22 protein-coding genes are annotated in these 25,616 nt (G+C 34.1%); 11 read left to right on the forward strand and 11 right to left on the reverse strand.

Translation table 11 applies throughout. The annotated features are described in order from the left end of the window. From pnp to N4A31_01650, 3 genes are all read right to left on the reverse strand, one after another. Positions 1-1,839, reverse strand: a 1,839-nt coding sequence (pnp, locus tag N4A31_01640; GenBank protein MCT4634936.1) for a polyribonucleotide nucleotidyltransferase, incomplete at its 3' end; no start/stop codon positions are given. Between the two features lie 81 nt (positions 1,840-1,920). Beyond that, on the reverse strand, positions 1,921-2,190 hold the full coding sequence (gene rpsO, locus N4A31_01645; GenBank protein MCT4634937.1) for a 30S ribosomal protein S15: 270 nt from the start codon (positions 2,188-2,190) through the stop codon (positions 1,921-1,923). A 171-nt stretch (positions 2,191-2,361) separates the two neighbouring features. Beyond that, positions 2,362-3,537: a phosphoglycerate kinase gene (locus N4A31_01650; protein ID MCT4634938.1), complete on the reverse strand. Its 1,176-nt coding sequence runs from the start codon at positions 3,535-3,537 to the stop codon at positions 2,362-2,364. Between the two features lie 144 nt (positions 3,538-3,681). Here N4A31_01650 and N4A31_01655 point away from each other — a divergent pair, with 144 nt between their 5' ends. Then, the gene (locus tag N4A31_01655; GenBank protein ID MCT4634939.1) at positions 3,682-4,515 is read left to right on the forward strand and encodes an aminoglycoside phosphotransferase family protein; all 834 of its coding nucleotides are present in this window, start codon (positions 3,682-3,684) and stop codon (positions 4,513-4,515) included. Here the strand turns inward: N4A31_01655 and N4A31_01660 are convergent. Beyond that, on the reverse strand, positions 4,512-4,703 hold the full coding sequence (locus N4A31_01660; GenBank protein ID MCT4634940.1) for a hypothetical protein: 192 nt from the start codon (positions 4,701-4,703) through the stop codon (positions 4,512-4,514). The genes N4A31_01655 and N4A31_01660 overlap by 4 nt on opposite strands. Before the next feature lie 176 nt (positions 4,704-4,879). Here N4A31_01660 and gyrA point away from each other — a divergent pair, with 176 nt between their 5' ends. Genes gyrA through N4A31_01690 form a run of 6 tightly spaced genes read left to right on the forward strand, consistent with a single transcriptional unit; the run spans position 4,880 to position 11,361 of the window. Then, positions 4,880-7,585 carry a DNA topoisomerase (ATP-hydrolyzing) subunit A gene (gyrA, locus tag N4A31_01665; GenBank protein ID MCT4634941.1) on the forward strand — a complete coding sequence of 902 codons (2,706 nt, stop codon included), beginning with the start codon at positions 4,880-4,882 and terminating at the stop codon, positions 7,583-7,585. Between the two features lie 27 nt (positions 7,586-7,612). Further along, positions 7,613-8,467, forward strand: coding sequence for a TIGR01459 family HAD-type hydrolase (locus N4A31_01670; protein ID MCT4634942.1), 855 nt, complete (start codon positions 7,613-7,615; stop codon positions 8,465-8,467). A gap of 1 nt (position 8,468) precedes the next feature. Further along, the gene (locus N4A31_01675) at positions 8,469-9,326 is read left to right on the forward strand and encodes a TIGR01459 family HAD-type hydrolase (protein ID MCT4634943.1); all 858 of its coding nucleotides are present in this window, start codon (positions 8,469-8,471) and stop codon (positions 9,324-9,326) included. Beyond that, positions 9,327-9,818: a pantetheine-phosphate adenylyltransferase gene (gene coaD, locus N4A31_01680; protein ID MCT4634944.1), complete on the forward strand. Its 492-nt coding sequence runs from the start codon at positions 9,327-9,329 to the stop codon at positions 9,816-9,818. It abuts the gene before it with no gap. 5 nt (positions 9,819-9,823) lie between these two features. Further along, on the forward strand, positions 9,824-10,945 hold the full coding sequence (dapE, locus tag N4A31_01685; protein MCT4634945.1) for a succinyl-diaminopimelate desuccinylase: 1,122 nt from the start codon (positions 9,824-9,826) through the stop codon (positions 10,943-10,945). Beyond that, on the forward strand, positions 10,942-11,361 hold the full coding sequence (locus N4A31_01690) for a copper chaperone PCu(A)C (protein MCT4634946.1): 420 nt from the start codon (positions 10,942-10,944) through the stop codon (positions 11,359-11,361). Before dapE ends, N4A31_01690 begins: the two co-directional genes overlap by 4 nt. Here the strand turns inward: N4A31_01690 and N4A31_01695 are convergent. The 5 genes from N4A31_01695 to N4A31_01715 all read right to left on the reverse strand — a co-directional run bounded on the left by N4A31_01695 (position 11,336) and on the right by N4A31_01715 (position 19,597). Further along, entirely contained in the window at positions 11,336-11,698 is a 363-nt protein-coding gene (locus N4A31_01695) for a hypothetical protein (GenBank protein ID MCT4634947.1), read from the reverse strand. The two genes, N4A31_01690 and N4A31_01695, sit on opposite strands and share 26 nt — an antisense overlap. A gap of 22 nt (positions 11,699-11,720) precedes the next feature. Continuing rightward, positions 11,721-12,239 carry a hypothetical protein gene (locus N4A31_01700; GenBank protein ID MCT4634948.1) on the reverse strand — a complete coding sequence of 173 codons (519 nt, stop codon included), beginning with the start codon at positions 12,237-12,239 and terminating at the stop codon, positions 11,721-11,723. A gap of 82 nt (positions 12,240-12,321) precedes the next feature. Continuing rightward, on the reverse strand, positions 12,322-15,366 hold the full coding sequence (locus N4A31_01705) for an efflux RND transporter permease subunit (GenBank protein ID MCT4634949.1): 3,045 nt from the start codon (positions 15,364-15,366) through the stop codon (positions 12,322-12,324). Between the two features lie 5 nt (positions 15,367-15,371). Then, a complete protein-coding gene (locus N4A31_01710) occupies positions 15,372-18,455 on the reverse strand; it encodes a multidrug efflux RND transporter permease subunit (GenBank protein ID MCT4634950.1) in 3,084 nt (1,027 codons plus the stop codon). Next, entirely contained in the window at positions 18,452-19,597 is a 1,146-nt protein-coding gene (locus N4A31_01715) for an efflux RND transporter periplasmic adaptor subunit (protein ID MCT4634951.1), read from the reverse strand. The genes N4A31_01710 and N4A31_01715 overlap by 4 nt, the downstream gene beginning before the upstream one ends. 219 nt (positions 19,598-19,816) lie before the next feature. Between N4A31_01715 and N4A31_01720 the strand changes: the two genes are divergently transcribed. After that, the gene (locus N4A31_01720; GenBank protein ID MCT4634952.1) at positions 19,817-21,148 is read left to right on the forward strand and encodes a hypothetical protein; all 1,332 of its coding nucleotides are present in this window, start codon (positions 19,817-19,819) and stop codon (positions 21,146-21,148) included. Between the two features lies 1 nt (position 21,149). Here the strand turns inward: N4A31_01720 and nusB are convergent, their stop codons facing one another. Both nusB and N4A31_01730 read right to left on the reverse strand, forming a co-directional pair. Next, complete coding sequence (gene nusB, locus N4A31_01725; GenBank protein ID MCT4634953.1) at positions 21,150-21,659, reverse strand: transcription antitermination factor NusB; 510 nt, start codon at positions 21,657-21,659, stop codon at positions 21,150-21,152. After that, a complete protein-coding gene (locus N4A31_01730; protein MCT4634954.1) occupies positions 21,649-22,062 on the reverse strand; it encodes an HIT domain-containing protein in 414 nt (137 codons plus the stop codon). Before N4A31_01730 ends, nusB begins: the two co-directional genes overlap by 11 nt. A gap of 119 nt (positions 22,063-22,181) precedes the next feature. Between N4A31_01730 and rpsD the strand changes: the two genes are divergently transcribed. The 3 genes from rpsD (at position 22,182) to N4A31_01745 (ending at position 25,614) form a co-directional block, all read left to right on the forward strand. Further along, a complete protein-coding gene (rpsD, locus tag N4A31_01735; protein ID MCT4634955.1) occupies positions 22,182-22,823 on the forward strand; it encodes a 30S ribosomal protein S4 in 642 nt (213 codons plus the stop codon). 66 nt (positions 22,824-22,889) lie between these two features. After that, positions 22,890-23,483 carry a recombination mediator RecR gene (recR, locus tag N4A31_01740; GenBank protein MCT4634956.1) on the forward strand — a complete coding sequence of 198 codons (594 nt, stop codon included), beginning with the start codon at positions 22,890-22,892 and terminating at the stop codon, positions 23,481-23,483. Between the two features lie 142 nt (positions 23,484-23,625). Next, positions 23,626-25,614, forward strand: a complete 1,989-nt coding sequence (locus N4A31_01745; protein MCT4634957.1) for an acetyl/propionyl/methylcrotonyl-CoA carboxylase subunit alpha — start codon at positions 23,626-23,628, stop codon at positions 25,612-25,614. Positions 25,615-25,616 lie beyond the last annotated feature (2 nt).

Raw genomic sequence — 25,616 nt, forward strand, 5'->3', positions numbered from 1 at the left:
AATATCTTCAATCATTTTTTGAGCTTTTTTACCTTTTTCCAGGCCTAATGAAGAGATGGTTACATTGCCATTATCATCTATATCAACTTTAGCCTTGCTTTCTTCACAAATTCCTTTGATAACTTTCCCACCTGGGCCAATTAACTCACGAATTTTATCCTTGCTAACTTTCATAGTAATAATAGAAGGAGCATGTTCATTTAAAGTTGTTCTAGGGGTATCCATAGTTTCTTGCATTTTACCCAAGATATGCATTCTTCCTTCTTTTGCTTGACTTAAGGCAACTTGCATAATTTCTGAACTAATACCTTTAACTTTGATGTCCATCTGTAGAGCTGTAATACCATCTTTTGTACCAGCAACTTTGAAGTCCATATCACCTAAATGATCTTCATCACCAAGAATATCAGAAAGAACCACATATTTGTCTTTTTCTAGAATCAATCCCATAGCAATACCCGCTACTGGTGATTTAATTGGAACTCCAGCATCCATAAGTGATAAGATACCACCACATACTGTTGCCATTGAAGAAGATCCGTTTGATTCAGTAACTTCAGAGACCACTCTTAAAGTATATGGGAATTCTTCCTTGCTCGGTAATACTTGGTGGATGGCTCTCCATGCAAGTTTACCATGACCAATTTCACGTCTTCCAGGCCCTCTAGAAGGTGTTGCTTCACCAACAGAATAGGCAGGAAAATTATAATGGAGCATGAATCTTTCTTTTGAGTCACCTTCAAGACCATCTATCATTTGTTCATCAGTTCCAGATCCTAAAGTTGCTCCAGCTATTACTTGTGTTTCACCACGAGTGAAAAGAGCAGAGCCATGTACACGAGGTAAGAAAGACACTTCACAATTAATTGCACGAACATCTGCAACACCTCGTCCATCAATGCGTGTTCCTTCCTCAACAATTTGGCGACGAACAATATGTTGTTGTAATTGCTTGAAAGCCACGCTTATTTGTGGTTCTTCTGCTCCTAAATCTTCTAATTCAGCTTCTGTATGTTTTTTAGCAGCATCAATTTTAATATATCTAGATTGTTTATCAGTTTCTTTGTAGGCTTCGCGTAGGAGAGCCTCAGCAGCTTTGTTAACTTCTTTTTCTACTTTTGAATTGTCTATAGCAAGAACTTCTGTTTTTTCAACTCCTGCTTCATCAGCCAATTCGTTAATCATGCTGATAACAGGTTGCATTTTCTGATGACCAAAATTTACAGCGCCTAGCATAATTTCTTCAGAGAGCATTTTTGCTTCAGATTCAACCATAAGAACTGAATCTTCAGTTCCAGCTACTACTAGATCTAAATCTCCTTCGGAAAGTATTTTGCCAATTTTTGGATTTAAAACATATTCACCATTTTGGTATCCAACTTTAGCTGCAGCCACAGGCCCTTGGAAAGGAATACGTGAAATTGCTAAAGCTGCAGATGTACCAATTATTGATAGTATATCTGCATCATGCTCATTATCAAATGAGATTACTGTACAAATCACTTGAGTTTCGTGATAATAATTATCAGGGAATAAAGGTCTAATTGGACGATCAATTAAACGAGCAACTAGAGTTTCTTTTTCAGTTGCTCTGCCTTCTCTTTTAAAGAATCCACCTGGAATTCTTCCAGCTGCAAAATACATTTCTTTATAATTTACTGTTAGGGGAAGGAAATCAATACCTTCTTTTTTCTTTTTATCAGATACAACTGTACATAAAACTACGGTTTCACCGTAAGTTACCATAACTGCACCATCAGCTTGTCTGGCCACTTTGCCAGTTTCTATTTTTAATTTACTGCCAGCCCATTCAATTTCTTTGCTGATTATTTTAAACATAAATTTCTAATTTCCTATAAATTTGATTATTTTGGGGGTAGGTAATTGAAGTGACCATTGGCCACTTCAATTATATTTTAATTACTTACGTAGTCCCAATTTTGCGATCAAAGCTTTATAACTTTCCATATTTTTACCGCGTAGGTAAGAAAGTAAACGATTTCTTCTGCTTACTAAAATAAGCAAACCACGTCTTGTGCTGAAGTCTTTTTTGTTTTCTTTCATATGTTCAGTTAAGGTATTGATTCTTTTTGTTAGAATTGCAATTTGCACTTCAGATGAGCCTGTGTCTCCATCATGTATTGCATATTCTTTAATCAATTGTTGCTTTTCTTCGTTAGTTATCGACATCTATTTAGTCTCCATAATTTAAAGAGTTTTTTAGTCAAGCGAACCCACATGGTTTGCTTATAGCTATATATTGTTTTCCCATAGCCAGGATGTCGCCCAGCCAGAGCATTAGAAAATAAAAATATTTTCGATTCGCCATTATGTACTATTTTTAGCTAAATTGCCAGTATTTTATTTTAATGCTTTTATTCCTGGAAGAGTTTTTCCTTCTAGCCATTCCAGGAATGCTCCTCCGGCTGTTGAGATATAGGTGAACTTATCAAGTAATTGATTTTGACTTAGAGCGGCAACAATATCACCACCACCGGCTACACTAATTAAACCACCCGATTGAGTTAGCTTAACAATTTCTTTTGCTATTGTAGAAGTTCCAAGAGAGAAAGGGGGATATTCAAAAACTCCTAAAGGTCCATTCATAACAACGGTTTTGCATTGCTTTATAACTTCAATTATTTGCTTTGCACTATTAGGGCCAATGTCTAAAATCATCTGATCTGCAGGAATATATTTAATATCTACGGTAGAGGTTTCAGATTCATTGCTAATTTCTTTAGCGGTTACCACATCTTGAGGTAAAATAATCTTGCATGAAGTTGCTTTATTTAGAATGTCTCTTGCGCTATTTAATAATTCTTCTTCGTATAGAGATGCGCCTATTGCTATTCCTTGAGATTTAAGGAAGGTATTTGCCATAGCGCCGCCAATAACAAGATAGTCAACTTTATCAATTAAATTATAGAGCAAATCAAGCTTGGTGGACACTTTGCTTCCACCAATAATTGCCATCATTGGTTTTTTAGGTTTTGATAAATATTTGGTTAGGTTATCAATTTCTTTAGATAGTGATAACCCTGCAGCGCTGGGTAAATATTCAGTTATTTCTGCAATTGAAGCATGGGAACGATGACAGCAAGAAAACGCATCATTAATATAAAAATCAGCAAGTTTAGCGAGGTTAGAAGCAAAATCTGAATCGTTTTTTGTTTCTCCAGGGTGGAAGCGTAAATTTTCTAAAAGAAGAATTTGTTTAGGCTGTAAGTTATTAGACATTTCCTCTGCCTTGTTACCAATGGTTTCTGGGCAGAATAATACTTCTTGGTTAAGTCTTTTTGCTAACTCATTAGATAAAAACTCTAAAGAATATTTTTCTTCGAACTTTCCTTTAGGGCGACCAAAGTGAGAGGCAATAATAATTTTGGCATTTTGTTTTAGTAGATACTCAATGCTGGGGAGCGTGCTTTTAATTCTAGTATCATCTAGTATTTTTCCATTAGATATAGGAACGTTAAGATCTAATCTTAAAAATACTCTTTTATTGCTGTAGTTATATTGTTCAATTTTGCGCATTATCGTCTCACTTAAGCTATACTGAAAAACAGCATATAAGATAGTTTTAATAAATGCAAGTTTACGTAGGGATGTGGTAAGCTTGTAATTAAATATAAATAACTAGATGTTAAAAATATGGCTTCTCTAAAATTGAAAAGAAAAATGGATAAATTTAAAGATAATGTTATAAAATTATATAAAGATCAGGGGAGGAAGTGGTTAGATAAGCTTCCATCTATTGTTGCTGCTCTTTCTAAAGAGTGGAATTTAACCTCTCTTGCTCCGGTAAATAATTTGTCTTTTAATTATGTATTGTCTGGCTTTCAAAAAGATCAGCCAGTTATTCTAAAATTGAGTTTTAAACAAGAAGATTTAGCAAGAGAAGTAGATGCTCTGAAGAGTTTTGCTAAGCATGGTGGAGCTGATGTTCTTGAGTATCAAGACAAGGCGGTGTTGTTAAAAAAGGCGCTACCTGGTGATTCTTTAAAGAATTATCTTCCAAACAGAAGGGAAGAGGCCTTAATTATTGCCTGTAATATGGCAAAAAACTTGCATCAATCTCCTATAAAAAAGAATAACTCATTTCTAACTATTGAAGGAAGATTTTCTTGTTTGGATAGGGAATGGAATATTCCTGCAGACCATTTACAAAGGGCTGGAGTTTTTAAAGAAGAGATTCTTAAAAATTCAGCAGAGAAAGTTCTCCTACATGGTGATTTGCATCATGATAATATAGTATCAGATGGTGAGGATTGGGTGGTGATTGATCCTAAAGGAGTGATAGGATATCCAATTAATGAAGTTTGGGTTTTCGTTCAAGATTTAGAAAAAGATCTTCAGATGATTGCTAAGGAATTTAATTTTGATATAGCTATGCTAGCTAAATGTTATTATGCTCATGTTGTGCTTGCTGCATGTTGGAATGTTGAAGATAATTTAGATCCAAGTGTGTTTTTAAAGTTGGCAGATAAAGCAAAACATCGTTTTTGTTTTTAGTAAGATGGGTGCCCAGAAGATATTCCTAGTAAATTAGAGCATTGTCCAGCCACGCTGCAAATACTATATGTTACAGCTCCTCCAACTATTCCTAATAACATTAACTCAGTTATGTAAAAGTCTATTTCATAACTAGAACTTTCTGTCCTTAGGTTTTTATTATCTGTATTTTGTTGGTCTTTATTCATTTGTATTTGGTATTTATTTATATTTTAATTGTTATAACATATTCTATTCTAATTATTTGGTCAATAAATATCTATAACTTTGATATATATAGGTTTGTACTTATCATAAATTACTTGCTATAATAGCTTCTTTAGGCTATTAATTTATAGATCATATTTAAATATTAGAGGTTCAGTTGGAAACGTCAAAAAATCTTGAAAATCAAGGGTTATTACCGGTTAACATCGAAGATGAGATGAAGAAGTCATATCTTGATTATGCTATGAGTGTAATTGTTAGTAGGGCAATTCCAGATGTTTGCGATGGATTAAAGCCTGTTCATCGTCGTATTCTTTATGCAATGAATGAGTCAGGATGTTACTATAACAAGCCATATCGTAAATCTGCAAGAATAGTCGGTGAAGTAATGGGTAAATATCACCCTCATGGTGATTCGGCTATTTATGACTCTTTGGTGAGAATGGCTCAAAATTTTTCTCTCAGAGAAACTTTAATTGATGGGCAAGGTAACTTTGGTTCTGTTGATGGTGATTCACCAGCAGCAATGCGTTATACAGAATCACGTTTGGCAAAGCTTTCACATTCTATTCTTGATGATCTTGATAAAGATACTATTGATTTTAAAGAAAATTATGATGGTTCAGAAGAAGAGCCAGTGGTTCTTCCCGCTAAATTCCCTAATCTTTTAGTGAATGGCGCAGGTGGTATTGCGGTAGGTATGGCTACTAATATTCCTACTCATAATTTGGGTGAGGTTTTAGATGCTTGTTGTGCTTATGTTGATAACCATAATATCTCAGCAGAAGAATTGTTAGAAATAGTTAAGGGGCCTGATTTTCCAACGGGAGGAATAATTCTTGGTCAGTCAGGAATTCGTTCTGCTTTTCTAACGGGAAGAGGTTCAGTTATAACCCGTGGTAAAACCCATTTTGAAGAAAGTAAAGATAAAAAACAGATAATAGTTATTGATGAACTGCCTTACCAGGTTAATAAAGCAAAATTAGTTGAACGTATTGCCGAATTGGTAAAAGAAAAAAGAATTGAAGGTATTAGTGATTTACGTGATGAATCAGATAAACAAGGTGTTCGTGTAGTTGTTGAGCTTAAAAAAGATGCATATGGTGATGTCATCTTAAATCAATTATATACTTACACTCCTTTACAAACCTCATTTGGGGTGAATATGTTGGCGTTGGACCGTGGTCAGCCAAAATTGATGAATCTTTTAGATATTATTCGTGCTTTTGTTAAGTTCCGCGAGGAAGTTGTAACCAGACGTACAATATATATGTTAAACAAAGCTAAAGATAAGGCGCATATATTAATAGGTTTATCTATAGCTGTAAAAAATATTGACGAGGTGATTTCTTTAATTAGAAGTTCACCAGACCCAGATACAGCGAAGCAAAGATTGCTTGAGAGAAGTTGGCTGGCTAATGAGGTGCAGGAGCTAATCACTTTAGTGGGGGACACTCGTAATGCTGTTACAGATGGTCATTGTTTCTTCACTGAGTTACAAGCTAAAGCAATTTTAGAAATGCGTCTTCAACGTTTAACGGGGTTAGAATATGATAAGATAACTGCAGAACTTGCAGCTCTTGCAACTGAAATTACCGATTATGTTGACATTTTGAGTTCAAGGTCTAGATTGCTTGGAATTATTAAAGATGAATTTTTAGCAATTAAGGAGGGTTTTGCAACCCCTAGAAAAACAAGTATTGAACAAAGTGAATTTGAGCAAGATATTGAAGACCTTATCCCTAAAGAGGACATGGTGGTTACAGTTACCACGGGTGGATATATCAAGCGCACTCCATTGTCCACCTATCGTGCGCAAAGACGTGGAGGAAAAGGAAAGAGTGGAATTACGGTTCGTGATGAAGATGTGATAGTTAAAATATTTACAGCTAATACTCATGACAATGTGTTGTTTTTCTCAACGCTTGGAAAAGTGTATAAGCTTAAAGTATATAAACTGCCATTAGCTAGTGCTCAGTCCAAGGGGCGCTCATTAGTAAATATCTTCCCTATGTATGAAGATGAGAAAATAAATGAAGTTATGATTCTTCCAGGTAATGAAGATTCTTGGGATAATTTAAATATTGTCTTTGCTACAGATAAAGGTGGAATACGTCGCAATAGTTTGGCCGACTTTAAGTCTGTTCAGTCTAATGGTAAGATTGCCATGAAGCTTAAAGGTGATGATAAGATTATAGGTGTTCGTATTTGCCATCCAGAAGATCATATATTTCTTGCAGCCTCAGGTGGGCGTTGCGTGCGTTTTCCTGTGGAAGCAGTGCGTGTATTTAAGAGTCGTGACTCTGATGGGGTGCGCGGTATGAGATTAGCTGATAATGATAGATTATTATCAATGTCTATTATTAGTGGATCACAGTTTTCTATTGAAGAAAGAGATAGTTATTTAAGAATTCCATTGGATTTAAGATTAGAGTTAGCTACTGCTGAAGATAATACTTTGCTTGAAGGGAAAGATTTTGGTCTTGATAATGATAAAATTATGGCTATGGCAAGAGATGAAGAGTTTATATTAACTATTACTGAGAATGGTTTTGCTAAACGTAGTTCTGCTTATGAATATAAGGCAACTGGCCGTGGTGGTAGTGGAGTGGTAAATATTATTACCTCTGAGCGCAATGGCAATGTTGTAGCAAGTATGCCTATTAATCCTGAAGAACAATTGTTAATGATTACGAATAAAGGTACAGTAATTCGTTGTCCGGTAGTTGATGTGCGTATTTCTGGTCGTGCAACTCAAGGAGTAGTGGTATTCAGAACTGCTTCAAATGAGCAGGTGGTTTCAGCTGAGAAAATTCCAGCAGAAGGTGTTTCAGAAGAAAACGATGATATTGAATTAAGTTAAGAAATATTCAAGTAAAAGGGGAAGAAAATGAGTGATATTCAAATATCTCCAGTGAGAGAAGTTGTAAGGTCTTATGATGCATTGCTTGTTGATGTATGGGGAGTTCTGCATGATGGAATAGTTCCATATAGAGGAGCGGTTGAATTTTTAAATGAGATGATGACGGAAGGAAAGCGCGTTATATTTCTTTCAAATAATCCAAGACCTGGTTTCCATACCAAGAAACAATTTTCAGACTTTGGACTAAATATGGATAAAGCTGTAATTTATACAGCTGGAGATGCAGTTAGAGAGCAGTTAATATCTTGGAAAGATGAAGTGTTTTCTAAGTTAGGAAGAAAGTTATATCATCTAGGTTCAGAAGGAAATAAAGATATATTAGATTCTATTCCTGTAGATGTTACAGAAGATATTACTCAAGCTGATTTTTTATTAATCACAGAATATGTGCTAGAAAGTCAAGGTATGGAAGTTCATGATGATTTATTAAAACAAGCAGCTAGTTTAAAGCTTCCTGCTATTTGTGTTAATCCTGATTTAAAGGCACGATATGGCCAAGAGAATAGATATTGTGCTGGAATGTTTACTAAAAGATATGAAGATTTTGGTGGAGTTGCATATTATTACGGCAAGCCCGATAGTAGATTTTATAATGCAGTAATAGCAAAGCATTTAGTAGGTTACGATAAAAAGAAAATCCTGATGATTGGTGATACAATAGAGACAGATATTGTTGGTGCAAAAAGAGCAGGAATTGACAGTGCTTTGGTACTTACAGGTAATGGAGAGAAAATTGGTGATAAATTATTTATAGGTGAGACTGATGTCTTTAAGGATAGTTTATCTGAGCCAACTTGGGTTACTTATGGTATAAAAGGATAATATGAACACCCCAGAAGTATTATCTTTGAGTCAATTAGTGAAATTTTATGATGCTTTGATTTTTGATATTTGGGGTGTGCTATATGATGGAATTAATTTATATCCTGGCACTACTGAATTTTTAAACAGCATAATAAATAGTGATAAAAGAGTTATATTTTTATCAAATACTCCTAGACCCGGCAGCATCATGACCAATAAATTTATTAACTGGGGAGTGAATATGGATAAAGCTGTAATCTATACTTCTGGAGATGCAGTGAGAGAGCAGTTAGTAAATTGGAATGACGATGTTTTTAAGAAAATAGGCAAGAAATGCTATCACTTAGGGGGTGATAGAAATCAAGATATATTGAGAGACATCAATATAGATCTTACTTCTAATGTAGAAGAGGCAGATTTTATATTATTATCAGCTTTCCTTGAGGAAGATGAAGATTTAACTACTCATGATGAAGTATTAAAAAAAGCTGTAGATAGGGATATTCCAGCTATTTGTGCTAATCCTGATGTTACTGCTCATCAAGGTAATAAAATTAGATATTGCCCAGGTACATTTGCCAATAAATATAAAGAATTCGGTGGTGTTGTTCATTATTATGGTAAGCCTGATAGTCGTTTGTTTGATGCAGCTATAGATAAGCATTTATCCGGTATTGATAGATCAAAGATTTTGATGATTGGTGATACTATGGATACAGATATTCTGGGAGCTAATAGAGCTGGTATTGATAGTGTGTTAGTGCTCAGTGGAAATGGACGAGAAGTGGCATCTAGACTTTCCTTAGGTGAAAGTGATTTATTTAAAAATTATAAAGCAAGACCAACTTGGATTAGCAAAGGAATAGAGAGGTTATAGGTGGAAAAAATAGGGATTTATCCAGGGACATTTGACCCGATTACTGCAGGACATATGGACATTATCTTACGTGCTTCAAAAGTGTTAGATAAATTATATATTGGTGTTGCTATGGATAGCATGAAATCTCCATTGTTTTCTCAGGAAGAAAGATTGGAGATGATTCAACAAGAATTGTCTGATAATAATATAAAAAAAGGTCTTGTTGAAGTTGAGGCATTTTCTGGGTTGTTAGTAAATTTTGCTAAGCAAAGATCAGCAAGTATTATCATTCGTGGCTTAAGAGCAGTATCTGATTTTGAGTTTGAATTTCAAATGTCTTGCATGAATTCAATACTTGATAGTGAGATGCAAACCATATTCCTTCCAGCTTCTGCTGATTTACAATTGGTGTCCTCAAAATTTGTTAAAGAAGTTACAAGACTTGGAGGTGATACTGGAGGATTTATCTCAGATAGAGTTAAGAGAATATTGGTTGATAAATATAAGTGATATTTATGACAAAAGATCCAATAGAATTAGCAAAAGAGTTAATTAGATTTCCTACCATCACCCCTGTTGATGCTGGAATTATAGACTTTTTATGTGAATACTTAACTCCTTATGGCTTTGAATGTAAGAAGTTAGTTTTTGGAGAAGTTACCAGTCTTTATGCTCGTTATGGAAAACAAGAGCCTAATTTTTGTTTTGCGGGTCATACAGATGTAGTTCCTCCAGGGGATAATTGGTCTTCAAATCCTTTCAATCCAGTTATTAAGAACGGTATGCTTTATGGGCGAGGGGCTTCAGATATGAAAGCAGCCCTGGCATCTTTTATAACAGCAACTATAGAATTTATAGAAAATAATAAATTTGATGGATCTATCAGCTTTTTAATTTCTGGAGATGAGGAAGCTATTGCCAAAGATGGTACGGTGAAAGTTTTAGAATATTTAAGAGACAATAATGAGATATTATCTTCCTGTATTGTAGGTGAACCAACTTGTTCTAAGAATTTTGGTGATGTCATAAAATATGGTCGTCGTGGTTCAATTTGTTTTAATCTTACTGTGAATGGTAAACAGGGGCATGTTGCATATCCAGAATTATCTAATAATCCAATTGATAGATTATTAAGAATATTAAGTGATTTAAAAGCCAAGCCTTTGGATAGCGGTAATGAAGATTTTGATCCTTCAAATTTAGAAATTACCGATATAACTGTAGGGAATGAAGCTAGAAATGTAATTCCAGCTAGCGCTCAAGCAAAATTTAATATTCGTTTTAATAATTTACATAATCCAGAAATTCTTGAGAAGCTTGTTAAACAAATATGTTTGAAACATAGTACTAACTTTGTTTTAGAGGCTAGCTGTGGATCAAAACCTTTTGTTAATTCTAAAGATTCTAAAGTAATAGAGGTTTTGAAAAAATCTATCACTCAAGTACTGGGTAAAGCTCCAGCTCTTTCCACTACTGGAGGAACATCAGATGCTAGGTTTATTAAAGATGTTTGTCCGGTAGTTGAATTTGGACTTCTTAATGAAACAGCTCATCATGTTGATGAACATGTTTCTTGTCAGGATATATTAGATTTAAAAGAAATATATCTAAGTTTTTTAAAGAATTATTTCCAATGAAAAATACTTTTCTATTATTTTTTATAGCCTTGTTTCCTTTTATTTCCAAGGCAATTATCATTGATGATGTGCGCATTATGCAGGCCGAAGGAAATAACTATCCTGCGGTTGTTTATTTAAGTTTAGAGAATGATAGTGATAATTTAGAATATTTAGTGGGTGTAGAAGTTATAGATCATCCTGAATCTAAAGCTATAATTAGTAAAACAGTTATTGAGAAGAATGTAGCCAGAATAATTAAAATTGACCGTTTAGCCATTCCAGATTATTCAAAGATTAGCCTTGATCCCATTGGGATATATATTGTGATTCATAACTTAGATTCATCATCGCCAATAGATCTTAAATTCACTTTTAAGAATGCTGGAGAAGTGATTGTTAACAGCAAAATTAAAAACTATCGTCCCATTTCATAGCTTTATGATCAGGTTGCATTGTTGCTAATTGTTGTTCTTGTATATTATGAAAAATATCACCTACTGAGGTTGAGTTTGGATAACTAATTATAATTATATTATTTTCGTTGCCTTCTTCAATATTTTCTGGATCATCTATTTTCAATCCTATTGGAGAGCTAGGAGTGGTGTTAGGAGACAGAGTATAAAAAACACCTTCAGAAACATAGTTGCCATCAGGCATTTCTATTAACCGAATAAATTCACCTAATTCATTTCTGCTATTACTATAGGTGACAGTGCGGGAAGGGGGGGCAACTTTTTGTGTCAAATTGGTGTCGGAAGTTGAACTCTTCACTTTATGCATCTCCTATGTAAGGTTAAACACTTGGTCCAAATAAATTAGCTAGATTAATTACTTCTCCTGGATATAAATAGTTTTCTCCATAAATTAAATCTCTTAAACTTGGTTCATTTGGATCTGTTGCTGGTAGATCAGGAGGGCCATTTTTTATATACTGGATTAATTCTAAATACCATTCTGATTGTGTATTATTATCTTCAGTCATACGTGTATATACACCATTATTATCAGGAGGAGACATAGAAATAGCTGTAGATTTTGGAGATCTTGGGAGTGTTGTTTTGTTAATAGGAGGATCTACTGAAACTACACTTTCTTCAGACATGCCTCTTGCTCTAGTTCCATATCCTCCATATGGAGATGAAGACTCTGTTGTTCCATCAAGTCCTGGAAATATCATGCCTTGGTCTCCAGACGTAGAATATACTTCTTCCGATTCTACTAAATTTTCTGGATTAAGAAAATTATCTTCATCTTCAGTATCAGAAGGAGAAGAAATATAATCTTCTGATGTTGTTCTAGGACGAATTTTCATAAATTTCCTCATGCTATAAAGTAGATTACTTATCTAGTATAAGCTTTAAGAGTTAAAGAAAAGTAAAGATGGAAGAAATAAATTAAGGTTTCTTTCTAAACTTATCGACAGCCAAGTATATTACAGGAATAGTGTATAATGTAAGCATTTGGCTAAGGATTAATCCTCCAATAATAGACACCCCAAGAGGTTTTTGCATTTCAGATCCAAGTCCGGTGCCAAGCGCCATGGGAACTGCGCCAAGAATGGCTGACATAGTGGTCATCATAATAGGTCTAAATCTCATTACAGCAGCTTGATGTATTGCATCTCTTGGATCTATTACTTGATGTTTTTCTATCTCTAGAACAAAATCAATCATCATTATGGCGTTTTTCTTTACTATTCCTATTAGCAGGATAATTCCTATTATGGCAATAATAGTCAGATCCATGTCAGTAATTAATAATGCAAGTAACGCTCCAACGCCAGCTGAAGGCAAGGTAGATAAAATAGTAATTGGGTGAAGCAGGCTTTCATAAAGCATGCCTAAAACTATATAAACTGCTGCTAATGCCGCTAATATTAAAATAACCTGGCTGCTTAGGGATGATTGAAATGCTTGTGCTGTTCCTTTAAATGAACCTTGAACAGTAATTGGCATTTGTAAAGTAGCTAGCTCTTTATTGATTAGTTCCACAGCATCTCCCAAAGATACCCCAGGAAGCAAATTGAATGATAGAGTGGCTGAAGGAGTGAGTCCTTGATGGGCTACAGATATTAAACTGGAACCTTTGGTGAATTTTGCAAATGACGATAACGGAATTAGTTTGTTTTCATTATTAGGAATATAAAGTAAGTCTAGTGATTTTGGGTCTTCTGTATATTCAGGAGCTAACCCCATAACAACGTAATATTGATTATGAATACCATACATTGTTGAGATTGTTTTTTGTCCAAATGCTCCATATAGAATTTGATCAATATTTTCCGTACTAACACCGAATTTAGCAGCTCTATCATGATCAACCTCAACAAAACTTTGTAAACCATTGCTTCCCTGGTCACTACTAACATCAACAACTCCAGGGATTTTTTCTATTTTTTCTTGAATCATTGGAGCATATTTATTGGCATCTTCTAAATTATCTGCAGATATTGTGTATTGGAATTGAGCATTGCTTTGTCTTCCTCCAATAACAATGTCCTGTGCGGATTGCATATATATTGTGGCACCTGATATATCAACTAAGTTTTTTCTAATTCTATCAATGATTAGATCGGCAGATATTTTTCTTACCTCTAATGGTTTTAGAGCTGCGAAGATGGTACCTGTGTTGATACTTCCACTACTAATATATCCAATTGTATTTTCAACAGCAGGGTCTTTTCTGATAATGTCAAGAAGATCTGCAAATTTGCTATTTAATCTTTTGAATGAACTATTTTGGTCAGTTATGACTGTAGCTAATACTCTTCCTGTGTCTTGTTGAGGAAAAAAACCTTTGGGAACTATAGCATATAAATGAATGTTTAAAGCAACAGTAGCTATAAATACAAACATCATAAACTTTTGGTGATCAAGAGCCCAAGACAAACTAGAAGAATAACCGTTCTTCATGTTATTTAGAAAATTGTAGAAAACAGAATTATGTTCTGATTTTGTAAGGTTAGATTTTAAAGTATAAGCACACATCATGGGGCTTAAAGTTAAAGAAACAACCAGTGAAATTAAGACAGACACTGCTAAAGTTACAGAGAATTCTCTGAATAATCTACCAATTAATCCTCCCATTAGTAATAGTGGAATAAATACAGCAATTAAAGAAATACTAATAGAAGTGATAGTAAAACTTATTTCAGCTGCACCTTTAATGGCGGCTTCCATAGGTCTCATACCCTTTTCTATATATCGTGAAACATTTTCTAGCACCACAATTGCATCATCCACAACAAATCCAGTTGCAATAGTTAAGGCCATAAGGGAGAAAGAGTTTAGACTATAATCTAATAACCACATTACTCCAAAAGTTCCTAATATAGATAAGACTAAAGCTACTCCTGGTATAATTGTAGATCTAACATTTCCTAGGAATATAAATACTACCAAAACAACAAATAATACAGCATGAATTAAAGTCATCTCCACATCAAATAAAGAAGCTTTGATTGTGATTGATCTATCCATAACTTTGGTAATTTCAACTCCGGCAGGTAATGACTCTTTTAGCATGGGCAAATCATTGCTTATTGAACTATTAATTTGCACTACATTTGCACTTGGTTGTTTAAAAATTACTAAGAGAACTGCTGGTTCGCTGTTTAAAAGTCCACTATTAAGTAAATCCTGAGCTGAGTCTCTAACATTTGCAATATCAGAGATTCTAACAATGTTATCATTTTTATTGCTTATAACTAAATTTGCATAATCTTCAGCTTTAAATAATTCATCATTGGTTACAATCTCATAAGAATATTTATCTTCAGTGATTTGTCCCTTAGGAAAACTCATATTATGGGCGTCAACTAAGTTGCTAACTTGGTTTAAGCTGATTCCATATTTAGACATCTTGTTAGGATCTAAGTCTATTCTAACTGCCGGAAGGGAGCTTCCTGCTGCAATAACCTGTCCCACTCCTTCTGTTCTAAGTATCTTTTGTTGTAAAACAGATGAGGCAATATCAAATAATTCTTCAATTTTATGGTTTTTAGAAGTGAGAGCCAAAAGCATTATAGGAGCATCAGCAGGATTAACTTTTTTATATTGGGGTTTAGATGGCATGTTATCAGGCAAAGTGCTTTCAGCAGCGTCAATGGCTGCTTGCACCTCTCTAGCTGCTGTATCACTATTTTTATCAATATTAAACTGAATAATTATTTTGCTGCTTCCAAGGGTGCTGCTAGAGGTCATATCTTCAATACCAGAAATACGGCTAAATACTTTTTCTAATGGTGTTGCAACAGAAGAAGCCATAATTTCAGGGCTGGCTCCAGGGAGTAAGGCTTGTACCATGATTATAGGAAATTCAACTTGTGGGAGTGACCCAACCGAGAGACTCCTAAACCCTAAAATTCCTCCTATAGCTATTCCTAAAGAGAGTAAAACAGTTGCTACAGGTCTTCTAATAAAAATAGTAGAGATATTCACCGAAATTATACCTCCTTGTTTTCACCAAAGCCCATTCTTGTAGATAATCTATCAAAGAATAGATAGATTACAGGGGTGGTATATAGTGTCAATACTTGGCTAACTAATAATCCTCCTATTATTGAAATACCTAGAGGGTTTCTAAGTTCTGAGCCCATTCCTGTACCAAACATCATAGGAACAGCAGCAAAAAGAGCAGACATAGTGGTCATTAGAATAGGTCTGAATCTTAACATACAAGCTTCAAAGATTGCATTATCTGCTGATTGTTTATAATCGCGCTGCTGTTCAAGAGCAAAATCTATCATCATAATGGCATTCTTCTTTACAATACCAATTAATAAAATAATCCCAATTAAACCTATAACATCTAATCCTTTACCAGATATCCATAAGAATATTAATGCTCCCATACAAGCTGAGGGTAGGGTGGATATAATAGTAATTGGATGAATATAGCTTTCGTAAAGAACACCTAGAACTATATAAACAACAACAACGGCTGCTAACACAAGCCATCCCTGGTTGCTAAGAGAGTTTGTGAACACCCCAGATGCTCCCTGAAATTCTGTGATAATATGAGGGGGGATATTAAGTTTTTGTTTGGTTTCTTCTATAACATTATTTGCCTGTCCTAGAGAAATACCTTTGGCTAGATCATATGAAATAGTAGCAGATGCAAATTGATTCTGGCGAGTTATAAGTAATGGAGCTAATCTTTGTGAAATCTTAGCAAAGGATTTTAACGGAACAGATATACCAGAACTTGAACTTAAATATACACTATCTAAAGCCTCAATTCCTTTTTGCATATTAGGTAAACCTTCAAGGATTACTTGATATTGATTGCGTTGAGTGTAAATTGTAGAAATTTGTCTTTGTCCAAATATATTGTATAAGGCATTATCTACCATTTGCATGGTAATTCCAAATTTAGCAGCCACATCTCGATCTATTTCGATAAAATTTTGTAAACCATAATTCTGTTGATCAGTACTAACATTCTTCAGTTTAGAAGATTTTTTGAGCTCTTTGATAAGTTTCCTGCTCCAAAGAGATAGTTCTTCAGGGTCTTGTCCAGCCATATTATATTGGTATTTTCCAAAACTTACTTTATCATTTAGCGCCAAATCTTCTATGGCTTGTAGATAAATATGCGCACCTGAAATTTTATTTAGTTTGGGTTTTATTCTTGCAATAATCTTATCTGCTCTGTCACGTTCTTTCATATCTTTCAGTGTGATTAGCATTCTTCCAGTATTAAGTGTACTATTGGTTCCGTCAATGCCAATAAATGATGATAGTTCTTTTACGTCTTTATCTTCCAGGACAATTTGTGCAAAATCTTGTTGTTTTTTAGCCATTTCTTCAAAGGAAATATTATCTTTGGCTTCAACTATACCTTGAATAAGTCCTGTGTCTTGCTGAGGAAAGAATCCTTTTGGAATATAGTAAAATAATATTCCGGTGATAATACAAGTAGCTATAGCTGAGAATATAGTCAAGTTTTGGTGTCTTAGTATTACACGCAAAGATTTACCATAAGACTCAATGACTTTATCTAAAGCTTCTTCAGCCATAACGCAAAAAGAATTTGGTTTCTCTTCTTCGTGAGACTTAAGCATTCTAGCGCACATCATAGGTATTAAAGTTAAGGCTATAATTCCAGAAATAATGATAGTGATAGTTAAGGTTATAGCAAACTCTTTGAATAATTTTCCAATCACATCTTGCATAAAGAATAAAGGAATTAGCACGGCTATTAAGGAAATAGTTAGAGAAAGAATTGTAAAACCAATTTGCGACGCTCCTTTTAAGGCAGCTTCTAATGGCTTCATTCCTTTTTCTATATAACGAACAATATTCTCAATCATAACGATTGCATCATCCACCACAAATCCAGTGGCAATGGTTAGAGACATTAAGGTTAAATTATTTAAGCTAAAATCCATCAAATACATTACTCCAAGGCTACCAATTAATGATAGAGGAACAGCTACACTTGGAATAATAGTTGCAGAGAAAGTCCTTAAGAATAAAAATATTACAAAAATTACTAAAACTATAGCTAGGCACAATTCAAAACTTACTGATTCAACAGAAGCGCGGATTGTTAATGTTCTATCGCTGAGAATTTCTACATTAATTGAGCTAGGTAGAGTCGCGCTAAGTTTTGGTAATAACTCTTTTATTTTATCAGCAACTTCAATTACATTAGCTCCAGGTTGGCGCTTTATGTTAACTATAATAGCAGGAGTTTTATTAACCCAGGCAGCTTGTTTGTTGTTCTCAACATCATCAATTACATTTGCCACATCAGATAAGCGAATAGGAGAATCGTTCTTATAAGCTATAATTAGTTTGGCATAATCTTTTGCTTTAAATAATTGATCATTGGCATTTATTACATAAGCAACTTCTTTGCCATCAAAGCTTCCTTTTGCTTCATTAACGTTTCCTGCTGAAATTGCCGATCTAACATCATCCATTGAAATTCCATATGACGCGATTTGTTTTGGGTTAACTTGAACTCTAACTGCAGGTCTGTTACCACCACTAATAGTCACTTGTCCCACTCCTAGGATTTGTGAGAGCTTTTGAGCCAGCTTTGTTTCGGCAAAGTCTGACACTATTGATAATGGTAAGATATCTGATGATAGAGCCAAAGTTATTATTGGAGTATCAGCTGGATTAACCTTACTATAAACAGGAGGATTGGGTAGCCCTGTTGGCAAATAGCCTGAAGCAGCATTGATGGCGGCTTGAACGCTTTGTTCGGCCACATCTAACCTCATATTGCCATTGAACTGTAAAGTAATGACGGAGGCGCCGCTTGAACTATTAGAGCTCATTTGGTTTAAGCCAGACATTTGTCCAAATTGTCTTTCAAGAGTAGAAGTTACTGAAGAAGACATAACATTTGGATCGGCTCCTGGATAGAAGGTGGAAACTTGAATAGTAGGATAGTCTACTTCTGGTAGAGATGCTATTGGCAATAGGCCTGCAGCTATTATACCAGTTAATAAAACCGCCACCATTAATAATGATGTTGCAACAGGTCTAATTATGAAGGGGGTGGAAATACTCATAAATCAGAACCTGATACAAATACAGATGCTTGATCTTTTAACTTATCAACACCAGTTACTGCTACTACTTGATTAATTTCTAATCCGCTTTTTATTACAGTGAATAACCCAGTAGTTGTTCCTGTTTCAACCGGCTGTACTTTCACTTTTGTTTTATTTTTATTTAGAAGATATACAAAAGTGCCATTTGGTCCATATTGTACTGCAGGTGTTGGAATTATTATAGAGTCTGTTATAGTTTTAACCAGTAATTTTATATTTACAAATTGGTTTGGAAACAATCTATAATCGCTATTTTCAAATTTAGCTCTTAACTTTATAGTTCCAGTAGAAGTATCAATTTGGTTATCTATAGCACTTAATACTCCTGTACTAAGCAAAACTTTTGAAGTTTGATCATATGCTTCTGCTTTCAATGGATTTTTATGGAATTCACTAATAATTTGAGATAAGTCCGTTTCAGGAACAGAAAATACAACTGAAATTGGATCAACAGAGTTAATAACTACAATACCATTGGGGTCTGTAGTTTGAACTATATTTCCTTCAGTAACAGTGCTTATTCCAACTTGTCCATCGAATGGAGCTAAAATATTGCAGTAAGAAAGGTTTACAGCAGCATCATCCACTAGACCTTGGTCTAATTGGACAGTGCCCTCATTTTGTTTGACTAAAGAAACTTGGGTATCAAGTGTTTGTTTAGAGATAGCATTTTGTTCCCATAAATCTTGATATCGTTTTAGATCAATTTGTGAATTTTTCAGTAAAGCTTGGTCTCTATGTAATTGCCCTTGATATTGAGTGAGTTGGGCTTGATAATTTCTAGGATCAATTTGAGCTAATAGATCACCTTTTTTTACTTTGCTCCCATCTTTGAATCCTAGTTTTACTAATTCTCCATTAACTTGAGTTTTAATGGTTGCAGTGTTATATGGAGTGACTGTGCCTAAAGCAAGTACATATACAGGAAGACTATCTTTTTTTGCATTTGCAACTTCTATAGGAGTAGAATTAGATGTTGACTCCACCAATTTATCTTCTCTGTTTTTGTAAAGCATAAATATTGCTGTGGCCATTAATAAAGCAATGATAGGTTTTGCATAAAGCTTATTTTTTAGAGATTCTTTGATTTTGTATAACATATTTGGATTAACCTGTGTATTTATGTGTTTTTAAACTAAGCATAATATAAAAGAATATCTTAATAAGCTATTAATTGTATATTATAATTTTCAAAAAACTAATAGTTAATTTTGTATTTGTTATTAAAAACTCATAAAAAATTATATTGTTAATTCTTTGTTAACTTTATTAAGGTAACTTGCCTTAAGTATAATAATAAAAATACGTAGCAATTAATTATGTCGAAGTTGCACAATAAAGTATTCGTAATATTCTGTATAAGTTTTTTAATACAGAGTTGTTCCTTTGGTGGAATAGTTTTTGGTGGAGGAGATAAGAAAAGGGCTGCAACTATTGGAGCTACTGAGAACCGTAGAATTCCAGAGCAAAACCCAATAATAGAGGAGGAAGAGACTGCTGTTGTTCAAAATAATCCTTCCGTTCAGTATCTTGATGATGATGATCAGCAGTCATACCAAGACTACAGGGCTAATTCTCCTCCTAAAGACTTCTCAAAGTTTAGAAAAGAGCAAAGAGAGGCGGAATTAAAGGCATATAGATTAAATCAATCTATGGATAAGGAGGCTAGCGCTTTTAAAGAATTTCAAGCTGAAAACAATCCTATGCAAATAGATGGTCAGTCAAGTTTAAACGAAATTATAGAGTATAATAAAAACAAAAAAATAAAAACCACCTCAAAATCTTCAGAACTAAACAAGGAGACTCAGAACAATAAAAAATTTAAAGAGGAGTCAAATAAAAATAGTAGTTCTAAGGAGGTAGAGTCTTCATCAGAGAATGGAAATAATAAAGAAGTATCTGTTGTAACGTTAGAGTCTAACGAAGAATTACCCTCCGCCTCAAAAAGTAAGTCTAAAAGTAAAAAATCAGTAAAAAAATCAGATTCTGTAAAGTCAAAAAAACAGAATAAGTCTAGCTCAGACAAGAAACATAAAATATCGGTGAAGCCTGTAATTGGAAAAAAACTAACTGTAAAGAAAGATGCTGCTGCTAAGAAATCAAAAACTCTAGAGACTTTAGAATCTTTAGAGACCCCCACAGACAAAACCGAAGCATCAGCAGATTCTAAAAAGTTAACTAAGGACCCTGTATCTCCAGTTGCTAATAAGACAAAAACTACAAAAAAAGCTGCTGAGATGGAAGAGGTAGCCAAAAAAGATAAAGCTATTAAAACAAAAACTGATACTTCTGTAAAAGTACCAGAGATACTTAATGATCCTGTTATTGATACGCCTCTTTTAACTAATAAAGCTGAATATAATGATGTGTCAACAACATATTTAGTGGTTGATCCTTCGGAGGTTATGGGGAATTCTGCAACAGCAGAAAATTTTGATATAGGAGAAGAAACTTTAGTTAATCCTTTTGTTGAGAATGACTCTAAGAAAGAGAATCCTAAAGCGGATATTCGTAATTTAAGTCACGAAGAATTTAAAAAAGCTTTAAAAGAAAAATTTAAAAAGGATAACGAAGGTAAATATGTTGACGACACTGAAATGGACAATATGTCATCTATAGAAATAATAGACGACAACACGGATAAAAAATAAATTATTTATTGATTTCTGCGGGTCTGACTTTATTAGCCATAGTATCAACAACTTTATTAACAAAGCCAGCTTCATTGTTTTCATAGAAACTTTTCGTAAGACTTACATATTCATCAATAATAATTTTTGCAGGAATGTCTCCATGAAATAATAACTCCAATCCTGCTAATTTTAATATTGATTGTATAACTTGATCTAACTTATTTAGGTTCCATCTCTCAATTAAAGATGATTTAATTAACTCTTCTATTTCTATTTTTTTTTCTATAGATAAGACCATAAGTTTTGTTAGAAATTCTTCATCAGGAGAGTAAAGTTTAATTTCGTTAAGTTGTTCATCAGATAGTTCTAGATCAAAAACATCTTTCATGTGATATGATTTCTTTATAGTTTCTGATGTTTTTAGAAGATTGGCAGACTTGTTTTCATTCATATTGAAAGAATATAAAGACAGAACTGCAATAAATCTTGATGCGTGTTTGTTATGATGATTTAATTCATTATCTAGCATTAAAAAACTCCTGAAGTTTATTGATTATGTTTTGCATTTCCGTTGCATTATATTCTTGTCTTTTATAGCCAAAAACTGGGTTTGGCCATGCTTCATCATTTTTATATCTAGCAATAACATGAATATGTAATTGTTCTACTATATTTCCTAAAGAGGCAATATTTAATTTGTCTGGAGAAAATATTTGCTGCATAGCTTCACTTAAATAGCTGATCTCTTCCATCAGTATTATACGTTCTTCTTTATTTAAATCTATCATTTCTTTTAGATTATTTTTTCTAGGGACTAGAACAAGCCAAGGACATAGGGAATTGTTTACTAATATCAATTTAGACAGTTTTAGATCCGTACTCCAGCAAGAGTCTTGATCTAGCCTTGGATTTAAGTGAAAATCACTGTTCATTTTTATTCCATTACAATAATGTTGATTATATATATATAAACCTACTGATATCATTTGACAAATATATTTTTTTTGCTAGGTTATATGCATTAACTTTATAAAACCTTAAGGGAAAAACAATGACTAAAATAATAAAATCTAAGTATAAATTGAGCCGTCGTTTGGGCGTTAGCGTATGGGGAGATGGAAAAGATCCTTTTTCACGTAATCGTAATTTTCGCCCTGGTCAACATGGATCTGCTGGTCATCGTGCAGTTTCTGTTCATGGTCGTCAATTGAATGCTAAACAATTATTAAAAGGCCATTATGGGAGAATAGGCGAGCGTCAGTTCCGTAAGATTTTTGATAGAGCTTCTAGAATGGTGGGTGATACTGCTGAAAACTTTATTGGTTTATTAGAAAGAAGATTAGATGCTGTTGTTTATCGCTTAAATATGGCCAAATCTATATTTGCGGCTCGTCAGATTGTTAGTCATAAGCATATTATGGTAAAAAGAAAGAATCGTGATTATTGGGAAGTGGTGAATTGTCCTGCTTACTCAGTTTGTGAAGGCGATCAAATTAAAGTAACAGATCATGCTAAAACTGTGGCTCCGATTATGGCTGCAGTTCAAACTATGGAAAGAGGAATTCCAGAATACTTAAAGTTTGACCCTGCTAAATTTGAAGGGGAATTTATTCGTGTTCCTCAGTTGGCTGATGTTCCTTATGCTGCAAAAATGGAACCACAATTAGTGGTTGAGTTTTACAGTAAAAACTAATTTTTAAAAACTAAATCGCTCCTTGAGTTAGTTAACTTGAGGAGCAATTTAAAAGGTCTAAAGAAAATGACCTCTCAAATTGACAAGCTTATCTATCTTCTTTCAAAGGTTCCTGGTGTTGGGCCTCGCTCAGCCAAAAGAGCTGTTCTTCATCTTCTTAAATATCGTGATCAATTAATGTTTCCTCTAGCTGAGGAATTGAGTAAATCTGCTCAAATTATTAAAAATTGTCAAATATGTGGAAATATTGACGAGAAATCTCCATGTACGATATGTTCTGACTCTAAAAGGAATCAGAAAAGCATTTGTGTTGTTGAGAGTATAAGTGATTTATGGGCTATTGAGCGTGGTCACATATTTAATGGAACTTTTCATGTTTTGGGCGGAACTCTATCTGCTTCTCAAGGTGTTACGCCAGATGATTTAAGTTTAGCTAATTTAGCAGCTAGAATAAAAACAGATCAGGTTCAAGAGGTGATTATTGCGACAAATGCCACTTTAGATGGACAAACCACAGCGTTTTATATTACTGATTTCTTAAGTAAAGAAACGAAGGTTCATGTTACTCGTCTTGCATATGGTATTCCTGTGGGTGGTGAGTTAGATTATCTAGATGACTCTACTCTAGAGGCCGCTTTGTTATCTAGAAAATCTTTTTAAAGTCATAATAATTAATAATCTATAGTTTTATGTTTAATTATGGGTATATGAAGGTGAATGAAGATGTTTAAATTGTTGACATTTATTCACATAATACATAATCTTGTCTGGATTATAAAAAATAAATTATGGGTCGTTAACGATGTTTGAAAAAGTTTTAGTAGCTAATAGAGGGGAAATTGCCTTGCGTATTATGCGCACTCTAAAGAGTATGGGGATTAAAACAGTGGGAGTTTATTCTGAAGCTGATACTAATTCTTTGCATGTTCAATTTGCTGATGAAGCTGTATATATTGGTCCTTCACCGGCCACTAAAAGTTATTTGTCAATACCTCAAATTATGTCTGCCATACAAAAATCTGGTGCTCAAGCAGTTCATCCAGGTTATGGATTTTTATCAGAGAACTCTGATTTTGCTAAAGCCCTTCATAGAGAAGGAGTTGCTCTTATTGGGCCATCTGCTAAAGTGATAAAAATGATGGGTGATAAGATTGAAGCTAAAAAAATGGCTCAGGCTGCTAAAGTTAGTACTGTTCCAGGTTTTTTAGGTGAGATAGATGGTTTAGATCATGCAAAATCTCTAGCAGAAGAGATAGGTTTTCCAGTAATTATCAAGGCTGCTGCTGGCGGTGGTGGACGTGGTATGCGAGTTGTAAGGAATCTTGATGGATTAGAAGAGGCTTTAAATTCTGCTAAGCGTGAGGCTGCAAATAGTTTTAGTGATAATAGAATATTTATTGAGCGTTTTGTTGAAGACCCTAGACATATTGAAATACAGGTTTTAGCTGATAAATTTGGCAATGTTGTTTGCCTTGGAGAAAGAGAATGTTCAATTCAGCGCCATCACCAGAAAGTTATTGAAGAGGCGCCAAGTGGTTTCATTAGTGAAGAAACCAGACAAAAAATGTATGAAGAATCAAAAAGATTATGTGAATTGGTTAAATATGTTTCAGCTGGTACGGTTGAGTTTATTATGGATCAGAATCAAAACTTCTTCTTTTTAGAAATGAACACTCGTCTTCAAGTTGAGCATTGTGTAACAGAATTGGTCACAGGAATTGATATAGTTGAACAGATGGTTAATATTGCTGCGGGCAAGAAATTACCATTCACTCAAGAAGATATTAAACTTACAGGTTCAGCGATAGAGTCAAGAATTTGCTCAGAGGATCCTACTCGTGGATTCTTACCATCTAGTGGTAGAATAAGTGAATATCAAGAGCCAGTTGCATCTGATAAAATTAGGGTTGATAGTGGAGTTAAAGCGGGGCATGAAGTGAGTATGTTCTATGACTCTATGATTGCAAAGCTTTGTACTTATGCTCCAACTCGTATTGAAGCTATTGAAGAAATGAGATCTGCTTTGGGTGCTTTTGTAATTAAAGGAGTATCTCATAATATAAGCTTTTTAGAAGCTATTATGGCTAATCCTAGTTTTGTTGAATGTGATATTTCTACAAGCTTTATAGACAAACAATATCCAGATGGGTTTCTTGGAGCAGACTTAACTTCAGAAACAACTAAAGTGTTTTTAGCTGCAGTTGTTCATATGCATATGAGTAAGATGATAAGAGAGGCCACAATACCTGGTCAAGTTAAAGGAAAAGATAAGCAGGTTAGCACTCGTTGGGTTGTTAGTATTGGAGATAATTTATATCCAATTTTCATTAGGCCAGTAGATGATGGATATCTTGTTCGTTTTGAAAATACTAGAATTACAGTAAGAAGCACTTGGCAATTAGGTAATCCTTTATTTCATGGTATTATTGATGAAAGAGCAGTGAATGTAAAAGTATCTAGTAATTATACAGGTTATACTTTGAGTCACTCTGGTGTTACAGTTAATGCTAAGGTTAGATTACCAAGAGTAGCAGAACTAGAGCAATATATGAGGGTTAAGAATAATGATAGTTTAGCAGATTCTGTTATAGAAGCTCCAATTTCTGGTAAAATAGTGGATATTAAAGTTTCTGAGGGCGATGAAGTGAAGCAGGGACAAGAATTGATGTTAGTGGAAGCTATGAAAATGGAAAATATTATATATGCCACTAAGAAAGCTAAAGTTGTTAAAATTCATTTCAAAGTTGATGATTTAGTGAATGTTGGTCAAGATCTAATAGAATTAGAATAATA

The sequence above is a fragment of the Rickettsiales bacterium genome, assembly GCA_025210695.1.
GTDB lineage: Bacteria > Pseudomonadota > Alphaproteobacteria > Rickettsiales > CANDYO01 > CANDYO01.